Source organism: Pseudomonas aegrilactucae (assembly GCF_019168305.1).
GTDB lineage: Bacteria > Pseudomonadota > Gammaproteobacteria > Pseudomonadales > Pseudomonadaceae > Aquipseudomonas > Aquipseudomonas aegrilactucae.
Genome location: NZ_JAHTBI010000084.1, coordinates 1 through 14,592, shown reverse-complemented (window position 1 = coordinate 14,592; position 14,592 = coordinate 1). Strand labels below are relative to the sequence as shown.

Genomic DNA, 14,592 nt, shown 5'->3' with positions numbered 1-14,592 from the left:
CTTTGGTCTGCGCAGCCCTATCCGTTAAGATAGTCGCCTTTTGAATGGCGGGAGTCAGGCAGTATGGCGCAGCAGTATCAACCGGGGCAACGCTGGATCAGCGACAGCGAAGCCGAGCTGGGTCTGGGGACCGTTCTGGCACAGGACGGCCGCTTGTTGACCGTGCTCTACCCGGCCACTGGCGACACCCGCCAGTACTCCTTGCGCAATGCGCCCCTGACCCGCGTACGTTTCTCGCCGGGCGACCAGATCACCCACTTCGAAGGCTGGAAGCTGACCGTGCGCGAAGTCGAGGATGTCGACGGGTTGCTGGTGTATCACGGCCTCGACGGCCAGAACCAGGCCTGCACCCTGCCCGAGACCCAGCTGTCGAACTTCATCCAGTTCCGCCTGGCCAGCGACCGCCTGTTCGCCGGGCAGATCGACCCGCTGGCGTGGTTCTCGCTGCGCTACAACACCCTGGAACACACCAGCCGCCAGTTGCAGTCGTCGCTGTGGGGCCTGGGCGGCACCCGTGCCCAACCCATTGCCCACCAGTTGCACATTGCCCGTGAAGTGGCCGACCGCATCGCGCCACGCGTACTGCTGGCCGACGAAGTGGGCCTGGGCAAGACCATCGAGGCAGGCCTGGTGATCCATCGCCAACTGCTCTCGGGCCGCGCCAACCGCGTGCTGATCCTGGTGCCGGAGAACCTGCAGCACCAGTGGCTGGTGGAAATGCGCCGGCGCTTCAACCTGCAGGTGGCGCTGTTCGACGCCGAACGCTTCATCGAAAGCGACGCCAGCAACCCGTTCGAGGACGCACAACTGGCGCTGGTCGCGCTGGAATGGCTGACCGAGGACGAAAAGGCCCAGGACGCCCTGTTCGCCGCCGGCTGGGACCTGCTGGTGGTCGACGAGGCGCACCACCTGGTGTGGCACGAAGACCAGGTCAGCCCCGAGTACGCGCTGGTCGAGCAACTGGCCGAGGTCATCCCCGGCGTGCTGCTGCTCACCGCCACCCCGGAACAACTGGGCCAGGACAGCCACTTCGCGCGCCTGCGCCTGCTGGACCCGAACCGTTTCCACGACCTGGCCGCCTTCCGCGCCGAGAGCGACAACTATCGCCCGGTGGCCGAAGCGGTGCAGGAGCTGCTCGACGAAGGGCGTCTCTCGTCCAAGGCTCACGCCACCATCCAGGGCTTCCTCGGTGCCGAGGGTGAAGCGCTGCTGAACGCGGTCAACGACGGTGATACCCAGGCCAGCGCCCGTCTGATCCGCGAGCTGCTGGACCGCCACGGCACCGGCCGTGTGCTGTTTCGCAACACCCGCGCTGCGGTACAGGGCTTCCCGCAGCGCCAGCTGCACGCCTACCCGCTGCCGTGCCCCGACGAATACATGGAACTGCCGGTGGGCGAGCATGCCGACCTGTACCCGGAAGTCAGCTTCCAGGCCCAGGGCGACACCGACGAAGAGAATCGCTGGTGGCGCTTCGACCCCCGTGTGGAGTGGCTGATCGACACCCTGAAGATGCTCAAGCGCGTCAAGGTGCTGGTGATCTGCGCCCATGCCGAAACCGCCATGGACCTGGAAGACGCCCTGCGCGTGCGCTCCGGGATCCCGGCCACGGTGTTCCATGAAGGCATGAGCATCCTGGAGCGCGACCGCGCCGCCGCTTACTTCGCCGACGAAGAGTTTGGCGCGCAAGTGCTGATCTGCTCGGAGATCGGCAGTGAAGGCCGCAACTTCCAGTTCGCCCATCACCTGGTACTGTTCGACCTGCCGGCCCACCCCGACCTGCTCGAGCAGCGCATCGGGCGCCTGGACCGCATCGGCCAGAAGCACACCATCGAGCTGCACGTGCCGCACCTGCAGAACAGCCCGCAAGAGCGCCTGTTCCAGTGGTACCACCAGGCGCTGAATGCATTCCTCAATACCTGCCCCACCGGCAACGCCCTGCAACATCGGTTCGGCCCGCGCCTGCTGCCGCTGCTCGAAAGCGGTGACGACGGCGAGTGGGAAGCGCTGGTACAAGAAGCGCATGCCGAGCGCGAGCGCCTGGAGTCCGAGCTGCACAGCGGCCGCGACCGCCTGCTGGAACTCAACTCCGGCGGTGCCGGCGAAGGCCAGGAACTGGTCGAGGCGATCCTGGAGCAGGACGACCAGTTCGCCCTGCCGATCTACATGGAAACCCTGTTCGACGCGTTCGGCATCGACAGCGAAGACCATTCGGAAAACGCCCTGATCCTCAAGCCGAGCGAGAAGATGCTCGACGCCAGCTTCCCGCTGGGCGACGACGAAGGCGTGACCATCACCTACGACCGCAACCAGGCGCTGTCGCGTGAAGACATGCAGTTCATCACCTGGGAGCACCCGATGGTGCAGGGTGGCATGGACCTGGTGCTCAGCGGCTCGATGGGCAACACCGCCGTGGCACTGATCAAGAACAAGGCGCTCAAGCCAGGCACCGTGCTGCTCGAGCTGCTGTACGTCAGCGAAGTGGTCGCCCCGCGCGCCCTGCAACTGGGCCGCTACCTGCCGCCGGCGGCGCTGCGCTGCCTGCTCGACACCAACGGCAACGACCTGGCCTCGCGGGTATCGTTCGAAACCCTCAACGACCAGCTGGAAAGCGTGCCCAAGGCCAGCGCCAACAAGTTCATCCAGGCCCAGCGCGACGTGCTGACCCCGCGCATCAATGCCGGTGAAGCCAAGATCCTGCCACGCCATGCCGAGCGTGTGGCCGAGGCGCAGCGCCGGCTGGCCGCCGAGACCGACGAAGAACTGGCGCGCCTGACCGCGTTGCAGGCGGTGAACCCGACCGTGCGTGACACCGAGATCGATGCCTTGCGTGCGCAACGCGAGCAAGGCCTGGCGATGCTCGACAAGGCGGCCTTGCGTCTTGAAGCGATCCGGGTGCTGGTAGCAGGCTGACAGACTCCGTTGCTCCCTTCGCTGGCAAGCCAGCTCCCACAGGTACACCACTGATCGTCAGAACGGTGATTACCCTGTGGGAGCTGGCTTGCCAGCGAAGAGGGGCAACTGGTTTTAGAACCGAACGCTATGGTCTCAATCACCAATTCATTCAAGTCAAACTGCCATTAATCCCGATGGGTTAATGCTCTGTTCCTATACTCAGCCAGAACAGTCTCCACTCGCTGGGGGCCGCGTGCACACTCGACGAAGAGGCATGCTATGGAGTGGCTGGGGCTGCATGTGATCGCCGAACTGCCGGCATCCGGGCAACTGATCCTCGATTGTCAGCATAATCCGTACCTGGTGGTGCTCGCGTACCTGGTCGCCTGCGCTGGCAGCTTCGCCACCCTGGACATGATCGAGCGCATCAGCACCGCCGAACAGGCGGCGGCCAAGCGCCAGTGGCGCGTACTGGGTACCTTCTGCCTGGCGTGCAGTATCTGGGGCATGCATTTCATCAGCATGCTTGCCTTCGACGCCGTGCTGGAAGTGCACTACGACGTGGCGCTCACGGGCACGTCACTGCTGCTCATGCTACTCGCCGCCTGGGTCGCGCTGGACCTGCTCAGCCGCACCCCGTCACGCCGCCATCACTATGTACTGGCCGCCGCGATCATCGGCCTTGGCATCGGCGCCATGCACTACACCGGCATGGCCGCCCTGCGCTCGAACGCACAGCAGTACTACCGCCCAGACCTGCTGGTGGCCTCGGTGATCATCGCCTTCGGCGCCAGCCTGCTGGCCCTGGTGCTGGCGCGTTACCGACGCGAGCGCAGCACGCTGTACAAGGCGTTCGCCAGCCTGGTGATGGCCGGCGGCATCATCGCTACCCATTTCACCGGCATGTGGGCACTGACCCTGGTACTGCCCGAAGGCATGCCACTGCAACTGCCGATGAGCGACAACAGCCTGCAACTGAGCCTGGCCATCGCCTTCGTGGCGCTGCTGATCAGCGCCAGTTGCATCAGCGCCGCACTCTCGGACAAGAAGCTGCAAAGCAAGGAGCACGACCTGCAACGGGTCAACATGCTGCTCAGCCAACTCGACCAGGCGCGGGTATCGCTGCAGCAGGCCGCGCACTACGATGCGCTGACCAACCTGATCAACCGCCGCGGCTTCAACCAGGTGTTCGCCGAGCGCCTCGCCGAACAACGCACCAACCACGGCATGCTGGCGCTGATGTTCCTCGACATCGACCACTTCAAGCGCATCAATGACAGCCTGGGGCATGATGCGGGCGACCAGTTGCTGAAGATCATCGCCAGTCACATCAAGGCGGCCACCCGCAGCCAGGACGTGGTGGCGCGCTTTGGCGGCGACGAGTTCTGCATTCTGATCGGCCTGCACAGCCGCGAAGAAGCCCGTCACCTGGCCCAGCGCATCATGCACAAGGTCAAGGAACCGATCGACCTGGGCGGACGGCGCATGGTCATGACCACCAGCATCGGCATCAGCGTGTTCCCTGACGACGGCGACACCTGCGACGAACTGCTCAAGCATGCCGACCTGGCCCTGTACCAATCCAAGGGCAGCGGTCGCAACAACCTGAATTTCTTCAGCAGCAACCTGAAAACCCGTGCCGCCCTGGAGTTGCAGTTGGAGGAAGCACTGCGCTTGGCCCTGCTCGAGGAGCGCGGGCTGCGCATTCACTACCAGCCGATCTTCGACCTGGACAGCGGCCGGGTGGCCAAGCTCGAAGCGCTGATTCGCTGGCAGCACCCGCAACACGGCCTGCTCGGCCCGGACCGTTTCCTCGGCATCGCCGAGGCCAACGGGCTGATCACCGACCTTGACCTGTGGATACTGCGTCGCGCCTGCCTGGACCTGGCCCAGCTCAATCGCCACGGCTACGACCAGCTCAAGGTGACGGTCAACTGCTCGGCCCTGACCCTGGGCCGAGAAGAACTCGCCAGTGAAGTGGAGGATGCCCTCAACAGCGCAGGGTTGCAGGCCTGGCGCCTGGAGCTGGAAGTCACGGAGAACGCCCTGATGGGCAATATCCACAACACCATCGCGCTGCTGGAGCGCATTCGCGCCAAGGGCGTGTCGCTGTCGATCGACGATTTCGGCACCGGCTACTCGTCGCTGGCCTACCTCAAGCGCCTGCCGCTGGACACCCTGAAGATCGACCGTTCGTTCATCCAGGACATCCCGCGCTCCGGCCAGGACATGGACATTGTCCAGGCGATCATCATCATGGCCCATACCCTGCACCTGAAGGTGGTGACCGAAGGCGTGGAAACCGTCGAGCAGTACCAGTTCCTGCGCCAGCAAGGCTGCGATTTCCTCCAGGGCTACCTGCTCAGCCGGCCTGTGCCGCTGGGCGAGCTGCGCGCGGTGCTCGGCGAGCTCAACCAGCGCGAAGGGATACCTAGGCCGTGTGGCGAAACAGTTCGACCAGGGTCGCTGGATCTTTTTCCAGATACCCCTGGCTACCGTGCAGGCGCATCAGCTGCGCCGCCAGGCCGCTGATCGGCACCGCCGAGCCCTGCTCGCGAGAAAACTTCACCGCCGTGTCCAGGTCCTTGAGCAAGGTTCGCACGTGCCATTTCACCGGTTCGAAGCGGCTTTGGGCCATTTGCGGTGCGAGTATCTGCAGCGGCCTGGAGTCGGCAAAACCACCCGCCAGGGCCTCGGCAATCAGGCTGGCATCCACCCCTGACTGTTCGGCCAGGGCCACCACTTCGGCAATCACCAGCGCATTGCAGGCCACGATCATCTGGTTGCACGCCTTGGTCACCTGCCCTGCCCCCACCGCGCCCATGTGCGTGACCCGTTGCCCCAGCACCTCGAGCACCGGGCGAACCCGCGCCAGGTCGGCCGCATCCCCCCCCACCATGATCGCCAGGGTGCCCGCCTCGGCACCCGGCGTGCCACCGGAGACGGGCGTATCCAGCCAGCGCATGCCGCAGGCCTGCTCCAGTTGCGCGGCCATGTCGCGGGTGGCGGCGGGTTCCAGGCTGGAAAAATCCACCAGCAACTGCCCCGCGACGGCGCCCTGGGCGATACCGTCGGCACCGAACACCACCTCGCGCACCACGCCGGTATCGGCCAGGCACAGCATCACCACGTCCGCCGCCGTGCACAGTTCGGCGGGGCTGCGCACCAGGCGTGCGCCGGCCGCCACCAGCGGTGCGCACTTGTCCGGCGAGCGGTTCCACACGGTCAGCGGGTAACCCGCCGCCAGCAGGCGCCGACACATCGGCAGCCCCATCAAACCGATACCGGCGAACCCCAGGGAAGGTAGTGCAGTGCTCATGACGGCTCCAGGCAGAATTAAAGAAGTTGACGAAGCGGACGATATTTACAGATCAGGCGTAGCAGGAAAACCCTTAGAGGGTACTAGGGCAAGACCCTATCGCTCACGCCAAAGGCGCACTGATACAGTCGCGAAACTTATCCAGTGATGGCTCGATGATATCCACTTTTACCAGCCGTCCACCCCAGGCAAATGGCGCACAATGACCTCGAAGAATACTTCTGCCACCGCGGTTTCCGAACTGATGTCATCTTCCACCGCGCCGACCGCCCCGGCGCCTCGAGATTACTACAGCCCACGCACGGCAACGCCGCAGCAGTACCTGTACTACACGGAGACCGACATCCAGCGCATCCTGGACAACCTCGACGGCCTGCGCGACCTGGTTTTCCCGCCCAGCGTGCACGTCGAAGATGACACCCAACTGCGCCTGGACCAGCAGTTTCCGTCCGTCTGCCTGATCGGCCTGGGCCGCTGTGGCTCCAACATCGCCCTGGATGTGGCGGAGCTGGTGTACAACGCGCGCACCTTCTACCTCAACGAATTCAACAACGAAGACCGCAACGGCAGCGAACAGAGCTACAGCCCCGGCCGCTGGATCCGCAACAACCTGCGCCTGGTGCAGAACAAGAGTGCCAAGCCGGTGTTCCTGGTCGAGCCGCTGGTGATGCTGGGCGATCTGGACAAGGACATCGCCGGGCGTATCCGCTTCTCGCGCAAAGGCGAAAAAAGCGGCTTCCTGCGCGACTACAGCAAGATGAAGATCATGGACCTGTCCGAGGTGCATGCCGGCGGCGCAGGCAACGCGCCGATCCTGGGCCAGTACCTGGCCAAGATCATCCTCAACAAGGAAACCCAGCGCTTCTCCAGCGCCGACTGGAAGCTGATCCACTCGTACCTGATCGACTCGTGCGGCATCAAGGCCAACCAGTCGCGGCTGTACTTCTACATCTTCAGCGCCGGTGGCGGTACCGGTTCGGGCATGGCCTCGGAGTTCGGCCTGGCCCAGCAGTACTCGTACATGAACAAGACCTTCGACACCAAGCCGGCCGACGAGAACGACGGCAAGAGCGGCCATTCGTTCGTGTTCGAGCCGATCTTCACCAGCGGCATCTGCGTGCTGCCGAACATCTCCGACCACCGCAGCGAGATGTCCGAGGCACTGCACATCAACGCCGGCCGCCTGCTGTGCAAGTACCTGTCGGAGGAATGGGACTTCTCGTACAACTTCGACAATGAAGACAGCAGCGAAGCCAGCGTGATGGGGCGTATCCGCCCGTGGAACGCGATGATGCTGATCTCCAACGACATCATGCGTTACGCCGAAGAGAACGATGACGGCAATATCCAGGACATTGACGTCAATGCCATGGAGAAGCACGCCAACCAGTACATCTCCCAGCAGATCTTCAACATCCTCACCGCCCAGGCGGTGACCACCGACTACGACCAGAACTACTTCCGCCGCGCCGGCATCGACATCGGCGAGACCATCCGCCTGGATGCCAACGACCTGTTCATGAGCCTGGCAGGCCCGGTGGCGATCGCCTATGCCGAATCGGTGGTGCCGGAACAGCCCGTGCCGGGCAGCGACAAGTTCAAGGTGTTCGAGAAGGAAAAGCCGCAGCTCAACATCGACGACCTGTTCTTCCGTTCCATCGACCTGCCGCACTTCAACAAGGTGACCCAGGCGATCGAGGGCATCAGCCTGCTGCCGATCGAGTCCAAGCGCTACCGCGCAGCGCTGGAGCAGTACAAGGCTTCCGGCTATGACGCCGCGGCGCTGCACGACCTGCACTTCTTCAAGAACTGCTCGTCGGTGGTGTCGATCGTGTCGCTGCCCAAGGACTACAAGCTGTCGTACATGGACCTGAACCGGCTCAAGACCCACCTCAACAGCCTGTTCCCCAACACCACGCTCAAGCGCTACGCGCTGGTGATCGGTGCCTCGGCCAACCTCTCGCTGACCACCCTGATTGCCAAGAGCCCGTGCCTGTCGGATGACTTCCTGACGCTGATCGTGGCCTTCATCAAGCGCTGCTTTGCGCGTACGCCGTACCGCTTCGACGACACCCTGGACAACGCCATCCTCGACTTCATCACCAGCGAGGCGTTCGACGAGGACCGTATCGATGACCTGCTCAACGAATTCGAGAACCCGGCCAAGATCCTCGATACCAACTGGTATGCGATCAAGCCGATGTACGAGAAGAAGTACCGCGAGCTGATCAACGACAAGAGCAAGTTCGTGTCGATCAACGATATCCGCCTGTCACGCGAATGCGTGAAAAAGGCGGTGAAGTACCTGCGTGAGATCTACCGTCACCGCATTGGCAAGACCCGCGTGATTTCGCTCAACAGCCATACCGGCAAGACTGACTACGAATAAGTCTCCCGGATCGGCCGCGGTGCGGCCCCTTCGCTGGCAAGCCAGCTCCCACAGGCTCTCCACCCGTTTCGAGAACAGTGGAGTACCTGTGGGAGCTGGCTTGCCAGCGAAGGGGCCAGAACTGTTACCGCGCTAGTTTAACCTCTACCCCACTGTTACCAACAACCACCCCGCCTGAACGCCCTCGCGCACCAAAAACTGCCGGCTGTTTGTTTTCGCGCACCAAATCAGGGCGCAGACTTTTTCTGAATCACGATAAACGGCGAAACCACCACGGCCCAGATCGGTGCATCGGTGCTCGAAAGGTCTAGCGCGTGCTCGGCAGTCACCGGCACGACCGTGCCATTACTTCGCCACTTCTCGAAGGTTTCACTACGGTTTTCGGCCATTGCCGACGCGACCTCGATCAGGTCCAGCGAGGGGTCGACCCAAATCAGGTCACCCTTGGCCCAAAAACGCTCCAGCGCTTTCCACTCGATGATTGCGGTCTCGCCGAGCAATTTGGCATAGAGGGTGCTTGGTTGATCTGTCATGGGTTCCTACCAGAAATAATTCGACCACTGAAAGGTCGCTATTTTTGCAGAAAAACCCAGTTTCAAATAAGTAATTGATCGGCAAAGTCCTGAATGCCCTGCGCTGGCGCAACATGCTGGCAAAATGGCGGCGCATTTATGTACGTTTCTGTCGATTAGGCGACACCCCCGGATTTTGCCCCAGCGCGCCTGCTTTTCAAGCGATCAAGCGGCGCTCTACACTGTACCGGTACAGTTGCCGGGGCATTTTGCGGGGGAACACGGGGGAGGCAGTACGGCGTGGCCGTACCGGTATCCCGGTCCTGTAGCCCTGGACGCCAGGACTATAAAAATTACAACAGAATGAGTGGAGCACTATGAGTAAGCAGATTTCCAAGCTGTTCGCCGCAATGGTTCTGGCCGGGGTCGCCAGCCATGCAGTTGCCGCCGATACCATCAAGATCGGCATCGCCGGCCCGAAAACCGGCCCGGTTACTCAATACGGTGACATGCAGTTCATTGGCGCAAAACAGGCTATCAAAGACATCAACGCCAAGGGCGGCGTCGACGGCAAGATGCTCGAAGCCAAGGAATACGATGATGCCTGCGACCCTAAACAGGCCGTGGCAGTCGCCAACAAGGTAGTCAACGACGGCGTCAAGTACGTCATCGGCCACCTCTGCTCCAGCTCCACCCAGCCCGCGTCGGACATCTACGAAGACGAAGGCGTGATCATGATCACCCCGGCGGCCACCAGCCCGGAAATCACCTCCCGTGGCTACAAGCTGATCTTCCGCACCATCGGCCTGGACAGCGCCCAGGGCCCGGCCGCCGGCAACTACATCGCCGACCACGTCAAGCCCAAGGTCGTTGCAGTGCTGCACGACAAGCAGCAGTACGGTGAAGGCATCGCCACCGCCGTCAAGCAGACCCTGGAAGGCAAAGGCACCAAGGTTGCCGTGTTCGAAGGCCTGAACGCCGGCGACAAGGACTTCTCCTCGATCATCCAGAAGCTCAAGCAGAACAACGTCGACTTCGTCTACTACGGCGGCTACCACCCAGAGCTGGGCCTGATCCTGCGCCAGGCCCAGGAAAAAGGCCTGAAAGCCAAGTTCATGGGCCCAGAGGGTGTGGGCAACGACTCCATCTCGCAGATCGCCCAGGGCGCTTCCGAAGGCCTGCTGGTGACCCTGCCCAAGTCGTTCGACACCGACCCTGCCAACAAGGCGATCGCCGATGCGATCAAGGCTGATGGCAAGGACCCGAGCGGCCCGTTCGTGTTCCCGGCCTACTCGGCTGTCACGTTGATCGCCGAAGGCATCAAGGCCGCCAAGAGCGAAGACACCGACAAGGTGGCAGAAGCCATCCACGCCGGCACCTTCAAGACCCCGACCGGCGATCTCTCGTACGACGCCAAGGGCGACCTGAAGGACTTCAAGTTCGTGGTCTACGAATGGCATTTCGGCAAACCTAAAACCGAAGTTTCCCCTCAGTAATCCCGTCACTCCATGACTACAAGCCCACTGTGCGAGCAGTGGGCTTTGTTTTACGAGGTTCATGGGCCTGATTCCCGCGATCCGGGGGCAGGTTCACCTGAAAATCTTAAAACCGTCACCAGCGGTTCGCTGGCAGTTGCCTGGGTGAAGTGGCCACAGACCACACGACCGGGCCGGGTACCTTCCCACCAGTGAAATGCGTATCGGGTTTTTAGGAGCGCTGTAATGCCTGAGATCTATCACTTCTTCCAACAGCTGGTTAATGGCCTGACCATTGGCAGCACCTATGCCTTGATAGCCATTGGCTACACAATGGTTTACGGCATCATTGGAATGATCAACTTCGCCCATGGCGAGGTGTACATGATCGGTTCCTACGTGGCGTTCATCGCCCTTGCCGGGCTTGCCATGATGGGTATCGATTCACTGCCGATACTGATGACCGCCGCGTTCATTGCGACCATCGTGGTTACCAGTGCCTATGGCTACAGCATCGAACGGGTCGCTTACCGCCCCTTGCGCAACAGCAACCGGCTGATCCCGCTGATCTCCGCCATCGGCATGTCGATTTTCCTGCAGAACACCGTATTGCTGTCCCAGGACTCCAAGGACAAGTCGATCCCCAACCTGATTCCGGGGAGCATTTCCTTCGGCCCGGGCGGCGCTGAGGAAGTCCTGATCAGCTACATGCAGATTCTGGTCTTCATCGTCACCCTGGTGGCCATGACCGGCCTGACCCTGTTCATCTCGCGTTCACGCCTGGGCCGCGCCTGCCGCGCCTGCGCCGAAGACATCAAGATGGCCAACCTGCTGGGCATCAACACCAACAACATCATCGCCCTGACCTTCGTGATCGGTGCGGCCCTGGCGGCCGTGGCAGCCGTACTGCTGAGCATGCAGTACGGCGTGATCAACCCCAACGCCGGTTTCCTGGTGGGCCTCAAGGCCTTTACCGCGGCGGTGCTGGGCGGCATCGGCAGCATTCCGGGCGCCATGCTCGGCGGGCTGGTGCTGGGCGTGGCCGAAGCCTTTGGCGCCGATATCTTCGGTGACCAGTACAAGGACGTGGTGGCATTCGGTCTTCTGGTTCTGGTGCTGTTGTTCCGTCCGACCGGCATCCTCGGCCGTCCGGAGGTTGAGAAAGTATGAGCAGACATCTTAAATCGGCGTTTTTCAGCGCCTTGCTGGTCTGGGCCGTGGCCTTCCCGGTGCTGGGCCTCAAACTCAGCATCGTCGGCATCAACCTGGAAGTGCACGGCCAGGGCCCACTGACCTTGAGCGTGATCGCCCTGTGTTCGGTGCTGATGTTCCTGCGCGTGCTGTTCGACCGGCAGTGGAGTTCGGTGATGAGCCGCCGCTCGGATCGCAAGCTGATCTCGCCCGCGGTGAGCAATTACCTGACCCTGCCCAAGACACAGCGCTGGATCATCATGGGCCTGATCGTGATGGCGCTGGTCTGGCCGTTCTTCGGTTCGCGCGGTGCGGTCGACATCGCCACACTGATCCTGATCTATGTGCTGCTGGGGCTTGGCCTGAACATCGTGGTGGGCCTTGCGGGCCTGCTGGACCTTGGTTATGTCGGCTTCTACGCCGTCGGCGCCTACAGCTACGCGATGCTGTCGCATTACCTGGGCTGGAGCTTCTGGGTGTGCCTGCCGATCGCCGGCCTGATGGCCGCCACCTTCGGCTTCCTGCTCGGTTTCCCGGTGCTGCGCCTGCGCGGTGACTACCTGGCGATCGTGACCCTGGGCTTTGGCGAGATCATCCGCCTGTTCCTGCGTAACCTGACCGACTGGACCGGTGGCCCCAACGGCATCAGCAGCATCCCCAAGCCCGAGTTCTTCGGCCTGACCTTCGAACGCCGTGCTGCCGAGGGGATGCAGACCTTCCATGAGTTCTTCGGGCTGCAGTACAACTCGATCAACAAGGTCATCTTCCTCTACCTGGTGGCCCTGCTGCTGGCACTGCTGGCGCTGTTCGTCATCAACCGCCTGCTGCGCATGCCGATCGGGCGTGCCTGGGAAGCGCTGCGTGAAGACGAGATCGCCTGCCGTGCATTGGGCCTGAACCCGACGGTAATCAAGCTTTCCGCGTTTACCCTCGGCGCTGCGTTCGCCGGGTTTGCCGGCAGCTTCTTCGCCGCGCGCCAGGGCCTGGTGACACCGGAGTCGTTCACCTTCATCGAGTCGGCCATCATCCTCGCCATCGTCGTGCTCGGCGGCATGGGCTCACAACTGGGCGTGATCCTCGCGGCCATCGTGATGATCCTGCTGCCCGAGCTGATGCGTGAGTTCAGCGAATACCGGATGCTGATGTTCGGTGCGCTGATGGTGTTGATGATGATCTGGCGTCCGCAAGGCCTGCTGCCTATGCAACGTCCACACATGGAGCTGCGTCGATGAGCCGCGAAATTCTGCAAGTCAGCGGCCTGAGCATGCGCTTCGGCGGCCTGTTGGCGGTCAACGGCGTGGCCCTGTCCGTCAAGGAAAAGCAAGTGGTGGCGCTGATCGGCCCGAACGGCGCCGGCAAGACCACGGTGTTCAACTGCCTGACCGGCTTCTACAAGCCCAGCGGCGGCAGCATCCTGCTCGACGGCCAGCCGATCCAGGGCCTGGCCGGCCACCAGATCGCCCGCAAGGGCGTGGTGCGGACCTTCCAGAACGTGCGCCTGTTCAAGGAAATGACCGCGCTGGAAAACCTGCTGATCGCCCAGCACCGGCACTTGAACACCAACTTCTTCGCCGGCCTGTTCAAGACCCCGGGGTTTCGTCGCAGCGAGCGCGAAGCCATGGAGTTCGCGCAGTTCTGGCTGGAAAAGGTCAACCTCACCGAGTTCGCCAACCGTACCGCCGGCACGCTGGCCTACGGTCAGCAACGGCGCCTGGAAATCGCCCGCTGCATGATGACCCGCCCACGGATCCTCATGCTCGACGAACCGGCGGCGGGCCTGAACCCCAAGGAGACCGAAGACCTCAAGGCGCTGATCGGCACCTTGCGCGAAGAACACAACGTCACCGTGCTGCTGATCGAGCACGACATGAAACTGGTCATGAGCATCTCCGACCATATCGTGGTGATCAACCAGGGCACGCCGCTGGCCGATGGCACCCCGGAACAGATCCGCGACAACCCTGAAGTGATCAAAGCCTACCTGGGGGAAGCGTAAATGCTGCAGTTTGAAAACGTTTCCACCTTCTACGGCAAGATCCAGGCGCTGCACAGCGTCAACGTGGAGATTCGCCAGGGCGAGATCGTCACCCTGATCGGTGCCAACGGCGCCGGCAAGTCGACCCTGCTGATGACCCTGTGCGGTTCACCCCAGGCCCATAGCGGCAGCATTCGCTACATGGGCGAGGAACTGGTGGGGCAGAGCTCGGCGCAGATCATGCGCAAGAGCATTGCGGTGGTGCCCGAAGGGCGACGGGTGTTCTCGCGTCTGACCGTCGAGGAGAACCTGGCCATGGGCGGGTTCTTCACCGACAAGGGCGACTTCCAGGAGCAGATGGACAAGGTGTTGCACCTGTTCCCGCGGCTCAAGGAACGCTTCGCCCAGCGCGGCGGCACCATGTCCGGTGGCGAGCAGCAGATGCTTGCGATCGGGCGGGCGCTGATGAGCAAGCCCAAGCTGCTGCTGCTCGACGAGCCGTCGCTGGGGCTGGCGCCGATCATCATCCAGCAGATCTTCGACATCATCGAACAGCTGCGCAAGGATGGGGTGACGGTGTTCCTGGTGGAGCAGAACGCCAACCAGGCACTGAAGATCGCCGACCGGGCCTATGTGCTGGAGAATGGCCGGGTGGTGATGCAAGGCACGGGTGAAGCACTGCTGACCGACCCGAAAGTGCGCGACGCCTACCTGGGCGGTTGAACCGGGTGATGTTCGAGAAACGGCCTTCGGGCCGTTTTTCGTTGTGCCTGAACCGGCCTCTTCGCTGGCAAGCCAGCTCCCACAGGGGTCACCGCGAAACCTGTGGGAGCTGGCTT

The 14,592-nt window shown here is 62.5% G+C and carries 10 protein-coding genes; 8 read left to right on the top strand and 2 right to left on the bottom strand.

From position 1 onward, the window contains the following. Positions 1-63 precede the first annotated feature (63 nt). Positions 64-2,910 (top strand): RNA polymerase-associated protein RapA, encoded by a 2,847-nt coding sequence (gene rapA / locus KUO17_RS21270; RefSeq protein WP_217977472.1) that lies wholly within the window; start codon positions 64-66, stop codon positions 2,908-2,910. A gap of 261 nt (positions 2,911-3,171) precedes the next feature. Then, the gene (locus tag KUO17_RS21265; RefSeq protein ID WP_217977471.1) at positions 3,172-5,424 is read left to right on the top strand and encodes a putative bifunctional diguanylate cyclase/phosphodiesterase; all 2,253 of its coding nucleotides are present in this window, start codon (positions 3,172-3,174) and stop codon (positions 5,422-5,424) included. On the opposite strand, the gene KUO17_RS21260 is transcribed toward KUO17_RS21265, so the two are convergent. Continuing rightward, positions 5,324-6,211, bottom strand: a complete 888-nt coding sequence (locus tag KUO17_RS21260) for an NAD(P)-dependent oxidoreductase (protein ID WP_217977470.1) — start codon at positions 6,209-6,211, stop codon at positions 5,324-5,326. The two genes, KUO17_RS21265 and KUO17_RS21260, sit on opposite strands and share 101 nt — an antisense overlap. A gap of 202 nt (positions 6,212-6,413) precedes the next feature. Here KUO17_RS21260 and KUO17_RS21255 point away from each other — a divergent pair, with 202 nt between their 5' ends. Then, positions 6,414-8,600, top strand: a complete 2,187-nt coding sequence (locus KUO17_RS21255; RefSeq protein ID WP_217977469.1) for a hypothetical protein — start codon at positions 6,414-6,416, stop codon at positions 8,598-8,600. Positions 8,601-8,827: 227 nt separating this feature from the next. Here the strand turns inward: KUO17_RS21255 and KUO17_RS21250 are convergent, their stop codons facing one another. Further along, complete coding sequence (locus KUO17_RS21250; RefSeq protein ID WP_217977468.1) at positions 8,828-9,133, bottom strand: DUF2288 domain-containing protein; 306 nt, start codon at positions 9,131-9,133, stop codon at positions 8,828-8,830. 356 nt (positions 9,134-9,489) lie between these two features. Here KUO17_RS21250 and KUO17_RS21245 point away from each other — a divergent pair, with 356 nt between their 5' ends. The 5 genes from KUO17_RS21245 to KUO17_RS21225 all read left to right on the top strand — a co-directional run bounded on the left by KUO17_RS21245 (position 9,490) and on the right by KUO17_RS21225 (position 14,476). Then, on the top strand, positions 9,490-10,608 hold the full coding sequence (locus KUO17_RS21245) for a branched-chain amino acid ABC transporter substrate-binding protein (RefSeq protein ID WP_217977467.1): 1,119 nt from the start codon (positions 9,490-9,492) through the stop codon (positions 10,606-10,608). Positions 10,609-10,833: 225 nt separating this feature from the next. Continuing rightward, positions 10,834-11,757, top strand: coding sequence for a high-affinity branched-chain amino acid ABC transporter permease LivH (livH, locus tag KUO17_RS21240; protein ID WP_217977466.1), 924 nt, complete (start codon positions 10,834-10,836; stop codon positions 11,755-11,757). Next, the gene (locus KUO17_RS21235; protein ID WP_217977465.1) at positions 11,754-13,010 is read left to right on the top strand and encodes a high-affinity branched-chain amino acid ABC transporter permease LivM; all 1,257 of its coding nucleotides are present in this window, start codon (positions 11,754-11,756) and stop codon (positions 13,008-13,010) included. Before livH ends, KUO17_RS21235 begins: the two co-directional genes overlap by 4 nt. Continuing rightward, positions 13,007-13,774 carry a high-affinity branched-chain amino acid ABC transporter ATP-binding protein LivG gene (gene livG, locus KUO17_RS21230; protein ID WP_217977464.1) on the top strand — a complete coding sequence of 256 codons (768 nt, stop codon included), beginning with the start codon at positions 13,007-13,009 and terminating at the stop codon, positions 13,772-13,774. Before KUO17_RS21235 ends, livG begins: the two co-directional genes overlap by 4 nt. After that, complete coding sequence (locus KUO17_RS21225; protein WP_217977463.1) at positions 13,775-14,476, top strand: ABC transporter ATP-binding protein; 702 nt, start codon at positions 13,775-13,777, stop codon at positions 14,474-14,476. Positions 14,477-14,592: the final 116 nt, after the last annotated feature.